The organism is Orlajensenia leifsoniae, assembly GCF_004570845.1.
Taxonomy (GTDB): domain Bacteria; phylum Actinomycetota; class Actinomycetes; order Actinomycetales; family Microbacteriaceae; genus Orlajensenia; species Orlajensenia leifsoniae.
The window spans coordinates 541,237-555,195 of the sequence record NZ_SPQZ01000001.1 but is presented as its reverse complement, the minus strand read 5'-3'; the positions used below and the strand labels follow the sequence as shown (position 1 = coordinate 555,195).

Sequence of the window (13,959 nt, the reverse complement as noted above, 5' to 3'; positions counted from 1 at the left end):
TGTTCACAAGAGGAGAAAGAATGAGCAACCCCCACAACGACGACCTGCCGGTCACCCCGGCCGGAATCTCGTTCGAGGATTGGACCGCGTTGCTCACGAACGGCACCTTGCCGAACGGAAGCGGTCTGCCCGCTCCCCGCCCAGCGCCCAGCATCCCCGAAACATCCCTCGCGGCCGCAACGCCCCCTCCCGCGCAGCCGTCCGAGACGAAGGACCTCGCATCCTCCGCTCTGGCCGCGCGTGCGGCAGAGCCTGATACTGACGTCTCGCCGGGGCGAGATTCGGAATCGGCATTCTCCGCACTCGGCCTCTCGGTCGACCCTGATCCCTGGACTCCGGTGCAGTCGGAGCCAGAACTCCCCGTGCCCGTCTTCAGCGTCACGACGCCCGAGGTGGCGCCGGCGGAATCCACTCCCGTCGACGCCATGACGCCAGAAGCGATGGCCGAGGCGCTCGAGGCGAGCTGGAGGGCCAGCCTGAAGGCTGACGCGACGCCGATCCCCGCCTACGTCTCCGATTTCGGGCAGGACTCGTGGAGTCCCGAAACAGACCTCCACACCCCTGCCGCGACAGAAGCCCGAACAGGCGACGCACTCGACGCCGAGCCCGACCTGCACCAGCCGATCACAGAGAGTCCCGACACGACCGCGAGGTCACGAGAGGAACGCGACATGAACGCACCGCAGAGCTCCTCCGACGGTATCGACGTCGGGGCGCCGAACTGGGCCGCCGACGAGAACCCCCCGGCTTTTCCGCTGCCCGCCCCGACGCCGAGCCTGGTACCGGAGCTCGCCGAAACGGCTCCAGCCACGACTTTGATCCCGATCCAGCACACCGCGACTTCAGTGCCAGACGAGGCCGCCCCGTTGCCTCGACGAAGCGTTGTCTCGCGCGCGGCAGCCCCCGAATCCGACGGCCCCAGCGGGAACGCCGCGCGCGACACAGCGGATCCCGAACTCGTCGCCGCTCTTACGGAGGTCGTGCTCCAAGGCGCTTCCGACCTCCACGTCACCGCGAACTCGGCCCCCACCATCCGCATCCACGGCGGGCTCGTCCAGCTACCCGGCGAGGCGTGGTCGAGCGACAAGGTGCGGGCAGCGCTCAACACATTGCTCTCGCCCGCGCAGAAGCAGAAGTTCGAGCGCGAACTCGAGTTGGACTTCGCCTACTCGATCTCTGCGAATGCCCGCTTCCGCGTGAACATCTACCAGCAGCGAGCGTCGATCGGAGCGGCGTTCAGACTCATCCCTACCGAGATCAAGCAGCTCGGCGATCTCGGGGTACCTGAGTCGGTCGGGCGATTCGCAACGCTTCCCCGCGGCCTCGTGCTCGTCACAGGCCCAACTGGTTCCGGAAAGTCGACGACGCTTGCAGCGCTCATCGACCTGGTCAACTCGACGCGCGCCGACCACATCGTCACGGTCGAGGACCCCATCGAGTTCATGCACAACCACAAGAAATCGCTGATCAACCAGCGCGAGGTGGGCCACGACACGCACAGCTTCGCCGCGGCACTCAAGCACGTGCTGCGCCAAGACCCCGACGTCATCCTGGTGGGCGAGCTCCGCGATCTCGAGACCATCTCGGTTGCCCTCACCGCGGCCGAGACCGGTCACCTCGTGTTCGCGACCCTCCACACGCAGAGCGCGTCGCAGACCATCGACCGCATCATCGACGTCTACCCGCCGCACCAGCAGAACCAGGTGCGAGCGCAGCTCGCCGCTACCCTGCAGGGTGTCGTCTGTCAGACACTCGTGAAGCGTGCAACCGGCAAGGGTCGCGTGGTGGCGACCGAGGTGCTCATCACCACGCCCGCCGTGTCGAACCTCATCCGCGAGGGGCAGACGCACCAGGTGCCCACGGCCATGCAGGCCGGGGCCTCGTTCGGCATGCACACGCTCGACCAGCACTTGGCCGAGCTGGTGAACCGCGGCCTCGTCACTCAGCAGGCCGCGCTCGACAAGGCGCACGACCCGGAGGGCATGCTCAGCCTGGTGAACCGGGTCGAGACCCGCTCGAGCTCGATGTCGCAGTCCGGCGTCGACTTCGGAGACGCCTACTCCGCGAGAGGTCGTCACTGATGAGCATGACCTCGACGGCCGCGACCAACGGCACCAAGACCTTCGACTACAAGGGGCGCAACCCCGAGGGCAAGGTCGTCAAGGGTCAGGTGGATGCCGGAAGCTCGAGCGGCGCCATCGCGCGTATGCGCTCGATGGGCCTCTCGCCGATCTCTGTGGAGGAGTCGAAGGGAGGATCGGGGCTTCAGACCGAGATCAAGATTCCCGGCCTGTCCAAGGGCGTCTCCATGAAGGACCTCTCGGTGATGAGTCGGCAGATGGCCACCATGATCTCCGCTGGTCTCTCCCTGCTGAAGACGCTGACCATCCTGAGCGAGCAGACCGAGAACAAGACACTGGCGAAGGCATTGGCGGAGGTGCGCACCGATATCGAGAGCGGCGGATCGCTCTCAGCGTCGTTCGCGAAGCATTCCCGCATCTTCCCGCCGCTCATGATCCACCTCATCCGTGCGGGTGAGACCGGCGGCTTCCTCGAGAACTCGCTCGAGTCCGTTGCGACGAACTACGAGAAGGAGGTCAAGCTGCGGGCGACCATCAAGTCCGCTATGACCTATCCCGTCGTCGTCGTGATCATTGCTATCGTCGCCGTCATCGCGATGCTCGTGTTCATCGTGCCGATCTTCGAGGCGATGTTCAAGAGTATGGGAAGCGAGTTGCCTGTCCCGACGCAGGTGCTCGTTGTGCTCTCCCACAACATGGTGTGGGCTGGCCCGGTCATCGCCGTTACGGCCATCGTTTTCGCCATCTGGTGGGGACGCAACAAGAACACCGAACGTGTGCGCCAGTTCGTCGACCCGCTGAAGCTCAAGATCCCCGTCTTCGGCCCGCTGCTCAAGAAGGTGGCGATCGCCCGATTCACCCGCAACTTCTCCACCATGCTGGGTGCCGGCGTGCCCATCCTGCAGGCGCTCAGCATCGTCGGCGAGACCTCGGGCAACTACGTCATCGAGGAGGCCCTGCACAAGGTGGCGGATTCGGTCAAGATCGGGCGCTCCATCGCCGAGCCCCTGGCGGAGGAGGACGTCTTCCCGTCGATGGTGGTGCAGATGGTCGCCGTCGGTGAGGACTCCGGATCGCTGGAGCCGATGCTGGCCAAGATCTCCGACTTCTACGACGACGAAGTAGAAGCCACCACCGAGCAGCTCACGGCCCTCATCGAGCCCCTGATGATCACCTTCATGGGTGCCCTCATCGGTGGCATGATCGTGGCTCTCTACATGCCGATCTTCTCGATTTTCGACGAGATAAAGTAGCCCCCCTTCAAATGTCGCAGGCCTGGGCGGGCATGGTCTGTCGCCATGCAATCGAACGCGTGCGCGGAACCCCCTTCACTGGGGTCGCTTTTGTCGCGAATTGCCCCCGACCGGGGGATTCTAACTGCGATTCGCCGGCATCTAACATCAGAACTGGCCGAGGCACACGCGGTCGAAATGTCACCCTACGGACACAGAATGGAACACATATGAACAGCATGCTGAAGGCCATGGGCGACCGCCGCCTGGCCCTCCAGGACGGCGAGCAGAAGCAGAAGGGCTTCACGCTCATCGAGCTTCTCGTCGTCGTCATCATCATCGGCATCCTCGCCGCGATCGCCATCCCGGTCTTCCTCAGCCAGCGTGAGGGTGCTTGGCGTTCATCGGTCGAGTCCGATGTCAAGAACGCTGTACTTGCCGTTGAGACGTATGCGACGACCAACAACGGATCTCCCGCGAGCGCGACCGGTGCTACCCCGAAGGGTGGCAAGTTCGTTCAGACGACGGTTCCTGCCGGCACGACTGCAATCAACTTCACCGCGAGCGACAACAACGTCATCACCGTGACGGCCACTGGAACTAGCTACGTCATCGAGGGTACGAACTCTGATCTCGGCGCCGACGCGGCACACACGCTGAAGTACGACAGCGCCACGGGTAAGCAGGTCTGGCCCTAATCTCAGGTCTGATGCGGGGCGCTGGTACCTTCGGCGCCCCGCATTCCACACCCCGCCGGCCAACGACCCGGCTTCTTGCAGTGCTGCGTCGCCCCACTCACCGGGAGAGGAGGGGATCATGCTCATCGGCGCTCTCCGCCGTCGCCTTCGCCTTGGCGAAGACGATGGCTTCACGCTCATCGAGGTCATCACGGCCATCTTCGTGATCTCTATCCTCGCCACCAGTGGGTTGTATTTCTACATGAACGGCATGCAGATCTCGAGCGCCCAAGAGCGTCGCCAGCTCGCCGTGACCGTGGCCAACGAAGCCATGGAGCAGATACGCGGGGCGTCGCTGTCTCTCACGCCGACGTCGGGTATGGCCCCGGTGGTCGCTGGCCGCACGTCGGCATCCGTCAATGCTGCATGGTCGGCGAATCCGACAATCCCGGGCGTCGCCCAGACCTACCCGCAGTCGGATGCCGCAGCCACATTGACTTCGGTACCGGTTTTTCCGGTGACCCGGACCGTCTCCCGCAGCGGCACCGACTTCGCCGTCACCACCCTGGTCGGCGACTGCTATCAGCCCGCTCTCGGAGGGGATTGCTCCAAGGTTGCCGGCTATGCGGTCACCGCCCCTGCAACCACGCCGGCCAACACCACCAAGTCGATCCGCATCATCGTCATCGTTCGCTGGACTGCGGGCAATCAGTGCACGTCGGGCTGCAACTACACCGTGAGCGCACTGCTCGACAACAACCTCGACTTGACCTGGGTGAGCCCGTGATGCGCGGAAGATTCATCCCTGGTTCTCGGGAACGTGGATTCACGCTCATCGAGATGATCATCTCGATCGGCATCTTCTCGGTTTTCGCGGTGATCTTCATCACCTCGGTCGTGAGTCTGGCACGAGGTACGACCCAGGCACGAGTCACGTCGGACTCATCATCGGGGGTGCTGAACGTCTTCCAGAACATCGACCGTCAGGTTCGCTGGAGCGACTCGATCAACTTCGCCGGCAACGGTGCGAGCGGCAAGCGCTACATCGAGTTCCGCTTGCCCGCAGCGAGCAGCTCCGACAACGTCACACGCTGCGTGCAGTGGCGCTTTGACCCGGTTGGGGGCACCCTTGCCACCCGCACGTGGAAGACGAGTGTGGCAACCCTGCCGGGCTGGACGGTCAAGCTCTCCGGCGTCATTCCGAAATCCGGTACGAGCTACCCCTTCCAATTGGTGCCAGCAACCGCGACGGTCGGCGGCTCCCCGCGGCAGGCGTTGGCCCTCGACCTGACCGCAGGTGCGGTCGGCCTGGCTGAGGTGCACATGACCAGCACGTATGTGGCACGCAACAGCAGCATCAGTTCGCCGAGCAACATCGCGAACGTGAGCACCGGTCAAAGCACCACTCCGGTCTGCAACCCGACGGGATACCGGCCATGAGAGGCACAGTGATGTCACATCTACGGTGGCGAGTGCAGGCTGACCCCGAACGAGGTTCGGCACTCATCTCCGCGCTCATCTTCATGCTCCTGCTGGCCTCGCTCTCGCTCGTGCTGGCCTCGGTCCTGCTCGCCCAGGCAGTTCCCGAGAAGCTCGCCTTCAAGGGCACCCGCACCGTCTATGCGGCTGAGTCCGGAATGCAGAGCACGCTCGGTGTGCTGCGCTCGATTCCCGCCTTGCCCGACGCCTCGGGCAAGATCTACGGCAATAAGGCCAAGCTGCCGTGCGCGGTGTCGGGCACGGTCGATGGCGTGGCGACAGGCGCTCGCTATGCCGCGACCATTCGCTACTACGCGACTGATCCGGGCGCTCAGACCGATGCCTGGCGCAACAGCACCACTAACCAGATCCTGTGCACCGTGGGTGCCGGCACTGCGATCCAGCCCAAGTACGCTCTCATCGTCTCGGTCGGCCAAGACGCTGCTGTGGCAGGACAGTCCGCCACCTTCGGCAACCGTTCACTCGCCGCCGTATACGAATTCCCGCTAACGAACGTCAATATCCCGGGTGGATACATCTATGCCTTCGGCACAACGGTCTGCCTGCAGGCGGAAGGGCTGACTGCGGGATCGCTGGTCCGCTACCAGACAGCCGCAAACTGCAACAACCCCACCACGCAGTACTGGGTCTACGACACCAACTACACCCTGCGATTGGCCAGCAGCACGCTGACGGCAACCCCGCTCTGCATCACCGGACCCACGACCACGGGTTCGACGGCCACCGAGAAGGTCAAGCTGCAGGCGTGCAAGTCCAGTTCAGACACCACACGCTCGACGCAGTTGTGGTCGTACGAGGGTGGGGACCGCTGGCGCGGGCAGAACACCACAATCTCGACCGGGTACAACACCCTCTGCCTGTCGTCCGGACAGAACACCACAACGCCGACCGGGGGAGTCACCGGTACCCCGCCCGTGCCGCTGCTCTACCTGTCAGTCGGCACTCTCTGCGCCGACAAGGTCGCGTGGGGCTCCTTCACTCCTCAGGCTGCAGTCGGCCCCGGAAACGCGAGCTACGCCACCAAGGAGGTCACGAACTACAAGGAGTTCGGCCGCTGCCTCGATGTGACGGCGGGCAGCATCACCTCGACGTACATGATCACCTACCCCTGCAAGCAGGACCCGTCCGGCACGGGAACCCCGCCGGGAACCGGCTTCTTGTACTGGAACCACAAGTGGTTCTACAACGAGCCTGCCGCGGGCGCCTCCTCAGCGCCCGATCAGGACTTTTACGTGTACGACGGTTCCGGCACGAAGAAATGCCTACAGACGCCGCTCGACACCGCGTCGAGCAAGTACGTGATCTTCACGGGGTGCAGTAGTTCCGAGGTCAGGCAGGACTGGACCAGAGTCGGATCGACAGGCGACTACGCCACGAGCTATCTCTTCCTCGACACCTACGGCCGGTGCCTGGCGATCAACCCCGCGGACCTTCATGACTCGGCCTACTCCAAGGTCGTCGTGGCGACCTGCAACGGCAGCACCCTGCAGAAGTGGAACGCTCCGCCCAACTCGACAAGCTCGAGTTTCGGCAGCTACCGGGAGCTCGGCGGATGATCCTCATCTCCGCTCTCCAGCGCAGCCAGGAACTCGTTCCCCCAGCATCCGGGCTCGATGTGCTCACCGTGCCCTTCATCGTCATCGCGGGCGTTCTCGGCCTCGTCATCGGCTCCTTCCTCAACGTCGTCATCTGGCGGGTTCCTCGGGGCGAGAGCATCGTGCATCCGCCCAGCGCATGTCCCCGATGCGGAACACCCATCTCGGCTCGGGACAACATTCCGGTCGTCTCCTGGCTCATCCTTCGAGGGCGCTGCCGGCACTGCAGCGAGCCCATCTCGCCGCGCTACCCTCTTGTCGAGGCGGGGACGGCACTGGCATTCGTGGCCGTGGCCGTGGGCGCAGCGTTCGGGTTGTACTCCTGGGTGGTGGTTCCCGCGTCCCTCTACCTCGCGGCCATCAGCATCGCCCTCGGGCTGATCGACATCGACACACACCTGCTGCCGAATCGCATCGTCCTGCCTAGCTACCTCGTCGTGGCGGCGCTGCTCGTGGTCGCCGCGGTGATCACGGGAGAATGGGATGCTCTGCTGAGGGTCGCAATAGGCTGCGCCGCCCTGTTCCTGTTCTACTTCGTCCTCTTGTTGATCTATCCAGCAGGGATGGGTTTCGGCGACGTCAAGCTCGCCGGCGTACTCGGGCTGGCACTCGGATGGATGGGCTGGCCCGCCCTCATCGTCGGCGGTTTCGCCGCCTTCCTGCTCGGCGGGATCTTCTCGATCGCACTTCTCGCGACGCGCAAGGCCGGGCGCAAGTCCGGCATCCCCTTCGGCCCCTGGATGCTCCTCGGAGCCTGGGTCGGCATCTTCTTCGGTGACGCGATCGCCACCGGCTACCTGTCCCTCGTCGGACTCATCTAGGAGGAACCATGGCCAAGAACGTGATCGGCCTCGACATCGGTACGGCAGGACTGCGTGCAGTCGAGCTGTCCGATGTCGGGCGTGCGAAGCCGACCCTCGTGCGGTATCACGAGCTCGAGCTGCCGCCGGGCGTCATCAGCAAGGGCGAGGTGGTCGAGCCGAACACCGTGGCCCATGCCATCAAGCGGTTGTGGTCGGCTGGCGGCTTCTCAAGCAAGAACGTCGTACTCGGCGTCGGCAATCACCGTGTACTCGCCCGCGACCTGAGCGTTCCGCGCGCCTCGCAGCGCGGCATCCGCGAGTCGCTGCCATTCCAGGTGCAGGACATGATCCCGGTGCCTGTCTCCGAGGCACTGCTCGACTTCTATCCGCACTCGGAGAGTATCGGCGAGGGCGGTATTCCCCAGGTGAACGGCCTGCTGATCGCGGCCGTCAAGGACGCCGTGATGACGAACGTCAAGGCGGCGCAACTGGGAGGTCTCAACCCCGTGGGTGTCGAGCTGATCCCATTCGCCCTCAGTCGTCTGCACCTGCGCGGCGAGTCAGGAGCTGGCACCTCAGCAGTGCTCGACCTCGGCGCTCACACCACGACTGTCGTGATCTCCACGAACGGCATCCCGCAGTTCGTGCGCATCATCCCGACCGGCAGCGACGACCTCACGCAGACGCTCAAGGCTCAGCTGGAGATCGATGCGGTCACCGCGGAGTCGATGAAACGACGCGTGGGACTGGCGCCAGGTGGATACCAGCCTGACGACGAGCAGGCTGTCACCGTCATCTACGAGGTCACGAACGAGTTGTTGACCAGCATCCGAAACACGATCATGTACTTCAGCAATACGAGGCCGAACCAACCTGTGCATCAGGTGATCTTGTCGGGTGGTGGCGGCGGCCTTCCCGGATTCGCCAATGCGCTGTCGGAGACACTCCGCCTTCCGGTGGTCGAGGGCGATCCTTTTGGCAGCTTCACCGTCGCGCGCAAGGGGCGCGCCGGCACCGCGGCGGCCGGGTCGGCCGCGGTTGCCGCTGGACTCGCCATGGGAAGTGCTGCATGAGTGCGGTGACGGTCGGCACCGGTGGCAAGGGCGGTCTGACAATCGGCGGCATGCCGACGGTCGATCTCCTGCCCCTGGAGGTGCGTGCCGGGCGCAAGAGCAGAACTCTGAGGCGGTGGCTCATCATCGGCGTGATCGTAATTTTCGCCGTCGTCGCACTAGCGATCGCGGCGGCCTTCGCGCGCAACCTCACCGCCCAGCTGAGTTATGCGGTCGCCCAGGAACGCACGATCGAGCTCACCAAAGACGAGGCAGAGTTCGCGGATGTCTTCGCGGTGAAGCAGTTGATCAGCACCGGACAGGAAGCGCAGCACGTCGTGGGAGCTTCCGAGATCGATTGGCAGGCACAGCTTGCCAGCATCGTGGCGAACCTGCCGGCGAACTCGGCGATCTCGACCGTGGCCATCGAGCAGGGGACGCCGATGGCACAGTACGCGCAGGCACCGATACCCATGCAGAATCCGCGCATCGCCACAATCAGTTTCACCGTGGACAATCCCGGATACGTGCCGTCAGCCGACATGCTCGACGGCATGACCCGGGTCGTCGGCTACGCGGATGCGCAGGCCGTGTCGGTGTCCCGGGCTGACGAGACGAGTGGCTACAAGACGCAGATCGTTCTGCACCTCGATACGCCCGCCCTCACCAACCGCTTCACCCCGAAGGAGGGTTAGAGATGAACTCGAGAGACCGTCTCTGGATCATCGGTGCGGTGCTCATGGCAGTTGTCATCCTCGCTGGTGGCTATTTCCTCGGAGTATCGCCGCAGCTGGCTGCAGCATCCGTAGCCGACTCATCGCTACAGGACGTCGAACTGCAGAACGCCAAGCTGCAGGCGGAGCTGACGTCCCTCGCCGCCGACAAGGCGCAGATCGATCAGCTCAATGCGCAGGCCGCAACGGTCTCGCAGGGGCTTCCAGCCTCAGCCGATTACCCGACCTTCATTCGCCAGATCGACGCTATCGCTGCTGCCGCTGGAGTGACTGTCGAATCGTATGACGCCCTGGATGCCGTCGCCTACGCTCCCGCCGCTGCCCCCGCCGCTGCGACGCCAGACGCCGACGGAGGCGATGCAGCCGCCGCGGCGCCCGCCGAGGATCCGGCCGCTGCTCCCGTAGTGGCAGCTCCTGCGACATACGCGAGTGGAGCGGTGACATCGAGCAACCTGATGACCCTGCCGATCACGATCACGGTCTCGGCCGACAACAGCGACAAGCTGTTCTCCTTCCTGCATGGAGTGCAGTTCGGTGCGAGGCAGTTCTCAGTAACCACCGTGGATCGGACAGAAGACAACACCCTCACCGTCGACGGCTTCATCTACGTGCTACTCCCAGCCGGAGCTGGCGGCGCACCAGCGGCTGCGAGTGCTCCTGCGGGTTGAGCGCCGTCCGGCACGCCCTAACGCTCCACCAGGCGCCCCGTTGCTAGTCTGAGCAACGAATGGGCGCCCGCTGGGCGCGGGAGGAGTACGACAGATGAGCACGACGGAGCCGAACGGGGCCGCAGAGCCCACGAACGAGCCCACGCCGACCACGGGCCCGACGCAGGTCGCGGGTGCTCCCGTCGACGCGTCCACGGGCGCGACCACGGTCATCGACACCCCCGCAGAGCCCGTAGCCGAGCCTGCCGCGCCGGTTGCGGAACCCGAGCCGCTCATCGAGCCGCCGGCACCGGAGCCTGCTGGACCGTATGTCGCACCGGCCGTCGACACGACTCCGGATGCCGCTCCCGTCGCCGAGCCCATCGACTACGACTACGCGGCCGAGCCAGAACCCTACGTCTCGCCCTCCACGATCGCGGCTCCGGCCGCGGCGGCGGCCACGACCGCACCCGCCCAGCCCGTCGTCGACGAGGCTCCCACGGTGAGCTACCCCAACGACGCCTACCCGGCCCAAGCCACTCCCATCTACGTGCAGGCTCCGACGCCGCCCGTCGACAAGGGCAACCGCGGCTTCGGAATCCTGGTCGGCCTCATCGCGACAGCGGTGTTCGCCATCCTGTACTCGATCGTCGCGCTCATCACCGCGGGCGTCTTCACCGGCGACGGTGCGGCAGACGCGTTCATGGACTTCGCGATCCGCCCGGTCTTCTACGTTCCGATCATCGCCTTCTTCGGCGCCTTCGCCCTGCTCGCCGCCATCATCAACCGGGCCGGGTGGTGGTCGTGGGTCGTCGGTGCCTTCTTCGGCGCCGTACTCGTCTACTTCTCCTACATCGGGGCTTCGCTGCTGACGGTCGGCGCCTGGAACCTCACCTACGACGAGTCCGTCGCCTTCCTCGCCAACCGCTGGTTCGACCCGCTCGCGATCGGTGCAGCCGTCATCGCCCGCGAGGTGCCGATCTGGTTCGGCGCCTGGATCGCCTCCCGCGGACGCAAGGTCACCGAGCGCAACGCCGCAGCACGCGTCGAGTACGAGCGCGTGCTCGCCGAGGGGCCGACGCTCAGTCGCTGACAGCCGGGCAGCAGCCCGCCGAAACCGCAGAGACCGCGGGTGCCGATCCACGGGCACCCGCGGTCTCTGCGTTCTCGGCGGCATCCGCAGCGCGCCGTGACTCGCGGATGCCGCTCCCATCCCGCGTAGCCTGAGAGCATGTCCGTCCCCGCATCCGAGCAGGCTCCGCGCCGGGTCGTGCTCACGCTCGCGGTGTTCGCGCTCGTCGCCTTCGTCGCCGCCGTCGTCTGCGCGTTCGGATTCGCCAGCCTCATCACCGACGTGAGTGTCATCGACGAGGCGGATGCCGGTCCCCTCGTCGGCCCGCTCATGGTCGCCGCTGCCGCCTTCGTGCTGTTCAGCGCCCTCATCGTCGTCGGCATCCGCGTCGATGCCACCTCGCGCTTCATCTCCCTCTGGGCCATCGCCGCCACGGGGGTCGCGACGACGGCCGCCTACCTCCTGGCCGGGGCCGTCGTCTACTCGGCGACGACGGGCGACCTGCTCGACGCCGTGCTGTTCCTCGGGCATCACGTCCTGCGCCTGTTCACTCTCGTCGTCTTCCTGCTCGCCGTCATCACGGCGGTGCTCTACCTGCTCGTGCTGCTGCGCCAGCTGCACGGGGGTCTCAGGCCTCTCTGGCCGTGGGAGAAGTCGGGCAGGGACTGACAGCGCTCCCGCCAGCGAGTTCCGCCCGATTCGCCCCGGAATCACGCGGCGGACTGTACGGTGAGAATCGTGGAAGGCTCGATCGAAGCCCGTGTGAGCCACGAAGTCGACAACTGGCTGCGGTGGCTGCCTAAATGGCGCCCCGGCACCCATCGTTCGCGAACGAGGCTGTGCCGTCGGTGCTTCGGTTCGCCGATCATCGCCGCAGCCGGCCTCTCCACCGATGTCCCGCACGCCGTGCAGCACGCGCTCTCGATGCGCATGAAGCTCATCATCGACTCGGCGGTCGACGATTACACCGACCGTAATCTCCCGTTGCTGCGCCGCGAGATCCGACTCAGCGAGGAGCGCAAGGCGCACCGGCCGTACCGACCGGGGGAGGGGCTGCCTCCCGAGGTGACGGGCCTCGAACTCGATCCGGAGCCGGAACCCGGCCAGCCGTACCTCTTCACCCTGGGTGAGCTCGCCAGCGAGACGGCTGCCGAGCTGGCACCGCCGCCGCCCGAACCTCTGTCGGAGCCCGAGAAGGAGGCCATCCGCGCCGAGGTCAAGCTCGCCGACCAGTACGCCAAGCAGATCGGGCGCCGGGTGTGCGTCGAACTGGTGCAGCACCGCGACCGCATCGAGAAGGCCGTGGGCGACATCGTCGAGCCGCAGATCGCCCAGCTCCTCGCCGACCTCGACCGAGAACTCGACTCCCCGCTCTGGCCCGGCTTCTGAGGGAATGCGGATGCCGACATCCGCGTTGCAGTGCACCTGAACCCTGCCTGTGCACGGGCCGTGAGACACGCGCCCGCGTTTGACCGCCTGTGTGGCGGGCGGTAGAGTAGGGCGGGTGTGCGCTCCTGTGCGCGCTTGCTTCATGCCCCGGCTCCGGCCGGGAGATGAGCTGGCGACCGAGGGCCACAAGGAAGGGAGCCCTGAACGGGCTGCCCCCACGGCATACCCACCATACAAAAGGCTTCGCTCGTCTGCGATGCCGGTGGGTCGTGATGTGAAACAAATCATCAAGCTGTCACCGTGCAGCACAACAAGGAGAAATAGTGCCAACCATTCAGCAGTTGGTCCGTAAGGGGCGCACGCCGAAGGTCTCGAAGACCAAGGCTCCCGCTCTGAAGGCCAACCCCCAGCAGCGCGGCGTCTGCACGCGCGTCTACACGACGACGCCGAAGAAGCCGAACTCGGCTCTCCGCAAGGTCGCCCGTGTGAAGCTCTCCAACGGAACCGAGGTCACGGCCTACATTCCCGGTGAGGGCCACAACCTGCAGGAGCACTCGATGGTGCTCGTGCGCGGCGGTCGTGTGAAGGACCTCCCCGGTGTGCGCTACAAGATCGTTCGCGGCGCACTCGACACCCAGGCGGTCAAGAACCGTAAGCAAGCGCGTAGCCGCTACGGAGCGAAGATGGACAAGAAGTAATGCCTCGTAAAGGACCCGCGCCCAAGCGCCCCGTCGTCGCAGACCCCGTCTACGGCGCACCGATCGTCAGCCAGCTCGTCAACAAGATCCTCAAGGATGGCAAGAAGGCCATCGCCGAGCGCATCGTGTACGACGCACTCGAGGGTGTCTCGGCTAAGAATGGCCAGGACGCCGTCGTCACCCTGAAGAAGGCACTCGACAACGTGCGCCCGACCCTCGAGGTCCGGTCGCGTCGCGTCGGTGGCTCCACCTACCAGGTTCCGGTCGAGGTCAAGCCTCACCGCGCGAACACCCTGGCGCTGCGCTGGCTCACCAGCTACGCCAAGGCTCGTCGCGAGAAGACCATGACCGAGCGCCTCACCAACGAGATCCTCGACGCGTCCAACGGCCTCGGTGCCGCTGTGAAGCGTCGTGAGGACACTCACAAGATGGCCGAGTCGAACAAGGCATTCGCCCACTACCGCTGGTAGTCGGCAGGC

Annotated in this window: 15 protein-coding genes; all 15 read left to right on the top strand. The window is 65.3% G+C overall.

Going from position 1 to position 13,959, the window contains the following annotated elements; translation table 11 throughout:
• The first annotated feature begins 20 nt into the window (after window positions 1-20).
• The 15 genes from E4M00_RS18155 (at window position 21) to rpsG (ending at window position 13,950) form a co-directional block, all read left to right on the top strand.
• Complete coding sequence (locus E4M00_RS18155) at window positions 21-2,081, top strand: type IV pilus twitching motility protein PilT (RefSeq protein WP_275668143.1); 2,061 nt, start codon at window positions 21-23, stop codon at window positions 2,079-2,081.
• Window positions 2,081-3,334, top strand: coding sequence for a type II secretion system F family protein (locus E4M00_RS02750; RefSeq protein WP_240036795.1), 1,254 nt, complete (start codon window positions 2,081-2,083; stop codon window positions 3,332-3,334). Before E4M00_RS18155 ends, E4M00_RS02750 begins: the two co-directional genes overlap by 1 nt.
• 230 nt (window positions 3,335-3,564) lie before the next feature.
• Entirely contained in the window at window positions 3,565-4,011 is a 447-nt protein-coding gene (locus E4M00_RS18150; RefSeq protein ID WP_135119206.1) for a type II secretion system protein, read from the top strand.
• A gap of 118 nt (window positions 4,012-4,129) precedes the next feature.
• Window positions 4,130-4,777 carry a type IV pilus modification PilV family protein gene (locus E4M00_RS02740; RefSeq protein ID WP_135118964.1) on the top strand — a complete coding sequence of 216 codons (648 nt, stop codon included), beginning with the start codon at window positions 4,130-4,132 and terminating at the stop codon, window positions 4,775-4,777.
• Complete coding sequence (locus tag E4M00_RS17770) at window positions 4,777-5,430, top strand: type II secretion system protein (protein ID WP_275668149.1); 654 nt, start codon at window positions 4,777-4,779, stop codon at window positions 5,428-5,430. Before E4M00_RS02740 ends, E4M00_RS17770 begins: the two co-directional genes overlap by 1 nt.
• Before the next feature lie 11 nt (window positions 5,431-5,441).
• The gene (locus E4M00_RS02730) at window positions 5,442-7,046 is read left to right on the top strand and encodes an RICIN domain-containing protein (RefSeq protein ID WP_135118963.1); all 1,605 of its coding nucleotides are present in this window, start codon (window positions 5,442-5,444) and stop codon (window positions 7,044-7,046) included.
• On the top strand, window positions 7,043-7,906 hold the full coding sequence (locus tag E4M00_RS02725; RefSeq protein ID WP_135118962.1) for a prepilin peptidase: 864 nt from the start codon (window positions 7,043-7,045) through the stop codon (window positions 7,904-7,906). The genes E4M00_RS02730 and E4M00_RS02725 overlap by 4 nt, the downstream gene beginning before the upstream one ends.
• Before the next feature lie 8 nt (window positions 7,907-7,914).
• Complete coding sequence (gene pilM / locus E4M00_RS02720; RefSeq protein WP_135118961.1) at window positions 7,915-8,961, top strand: type IV pilus assembly protein PilM; 1,047 nt, start codon at window positions 7,915-7,917, stop codon at window positions 8,959-8,961.
• Window positions 8,958-9,635 (top strand): hypothetical protein, encoded by a 678-nt coding sequence (locus tag E4M00_RS02715; RefSeq protein WP_135118960.1) that lies wholly within the window; start codon window positions 8,958-8,960, stop codon window positions 9,633-9,635. Before pilM ends, E4M00_RS02715 begins: the two co-directional genes overlap by 4 nt.
• A gap of 2 nt (window positions 9,636-9,637) precedes the next feature.
• A complete protein-coding gene (locus tag E4M00_RS02710; RefSeq protein WP_135118959.1) occupies window positions 9,638-10,342 on the top strand; it encodes a type 4a pilus biogenesis protein PilO in 705 nt (234 codons plus the stop codon).
• Window positions 10,343-10,436: 94 nt separating this feature from the next.
• Window positions 10,437-11,414 (top strand): hypothetical protein, encoded by a 978-nt coding sequence (locus E4M00_RS02705; RefSeq protein ID WP_135118958.1) that lies wholly within the window; start codon window positions 10,437-10,439, stop codon window positions 11,412-11,414.
• A 138-nt stretch (window positions 11,415-11,552) separates the two neighbouring features.
• Window positions 11,553-12,062, top strand: a complete 510-nt coding sequence (locus tag E4M00_RS02700; protein ID WP_135118957.1) for a DUF6121 family protein — start codon at window positions 11,553-11,555, stop codon at window positions 12,060-12,062.
• A 93-nt stretch (window positions 12,063-12,155) separates the two neighbouring features.
• On the top strand, window positions 12,156-12,782 hold the full coding sequence (locus tag E4M00_RS02695) for a spermidine/putrescine ABC transporter substrate-binding protein (protein WP_327063203.1): 627 nt from the start codon (window positions 12,156-12,158) through the stop codon (window positions 12,780-12,782).
• A gap of 323 nt (window positions 12,783-13,105) precedes the next feature.
• On the top strand, window positions 13,106-13,480 hold the full coding sequence (gene rpsL, locus E4M00_RS02690) for a 30S ribosomal protein S12 (protein ID WP_055821401.1): 375 nt from the start codon (window positions 13,106-13,108) through the stop codon (window positions 13,478-13,480).
• Entirely contained in the window at window positions 13,480-13,950 is a 471-nt protein-coding gene (gene rpsG, locus E4M00_RS02685; protein ID WP_055821398.1) for a 30S ribosomal protein S7, read from the top strand. The genes rpsL and rpsG overlap by 1 nt, the downstream gene beginning before the upstream one ends.
• Window positions 13,951-13,959: the final 9 nt, after the last annotated feature.

Bases quoted from the DNA above. Each gene is read 5' to 3' on its own strand.
- E4M00_RS18150 (WP_135119206.1), top strand. From the start codon at position 3,565: ATGGGCGACCGCCGCCTGGCCCTCCAGGACGGCGAGCAGAAGCAGAAG.
- E4M00_RS02730 (WP_135118963.1), top strand. From the start codon at position 5,442: ATGTCACATCTACGGTGGCGAGTGCAGGCTGACCCCGAACGAGGTTCG.
- E4M00_RS02740 (WP_135118964.1), top strand. From the start codon at position 4,130: ATGCTCATCGGCGCTCTCCGCCGTCGCCTTCGCCTTGGCGAAGACGAT.
- rpsG (WP_055821398.1), top strand. From the start codon at position 13,480: ATGCCTCGTAAAGGACCCGCGCCCAAGCGCCCCGTCGTCGCAGACCCC.
- E4M00_RS02700 (WP_135118957.1), top strand. From the start codon at position 11,553: ATGTCCGTCCCCGCATCCGAGCAGGCTCCGCGCCGGGTCGTGCTCACG.
- E4M00_RS02715 (WP_135118960.1), top strand. From the start codon at position 8,958: ATGAGTGCGGTGACGGTCGGCACCGGTGGCAAGGGCGGTCTGACAATC.
- E4M00_RS02750 (WP_240036795.1), top strand. From the start codon at position 2,081: ATGAGCATGACCTCGACGGCCGCGACCAACGGCACCAAGACCTTCGAC.
- E4M00_RS02725 (WP_135118962.1), top strand. From the start codon at position 7,043: ATGATCCTCATCTCCGCTCTCCAGCGCAGCCAGGAACTCGTTCCCCCA.
- E4M00_RS02705 (WP_135118958.1), top strand. From the start codon at position 10,437: ATGAGCACGACGGAGCCGAACGGGGCCGCAGAGCCCACGAACGAGCCC.
- pilM (WP_135118961.1), top strand. From the start codon at position 7,915: ATGGCCAAGAACGTGATCGGCCTCGACATCGGTACGGCAGGACTGCGT.
- E4M00_RS18155 (WP_275668143.1), top strand. From the start codon at position 21: ATGAGCAACCCCCACAACGACGACCTGCCGGTCACCCCGGCCGGAATC.
- E4M00_RS17770 (WP_275668149.1), top strand. From the start codon at position 4,777: ATGCGCGGAAGATTCATCCCTGGTTCTCGGGAACGTGGATTCACGCTC.
- E4M00_RS02710 (WP_135118959.1), top strand. From the start codon at position 9,638: ATGAACTCGAGAGACCGTCTCTGGATCATCGGTGCGGTGCTCATGGCA.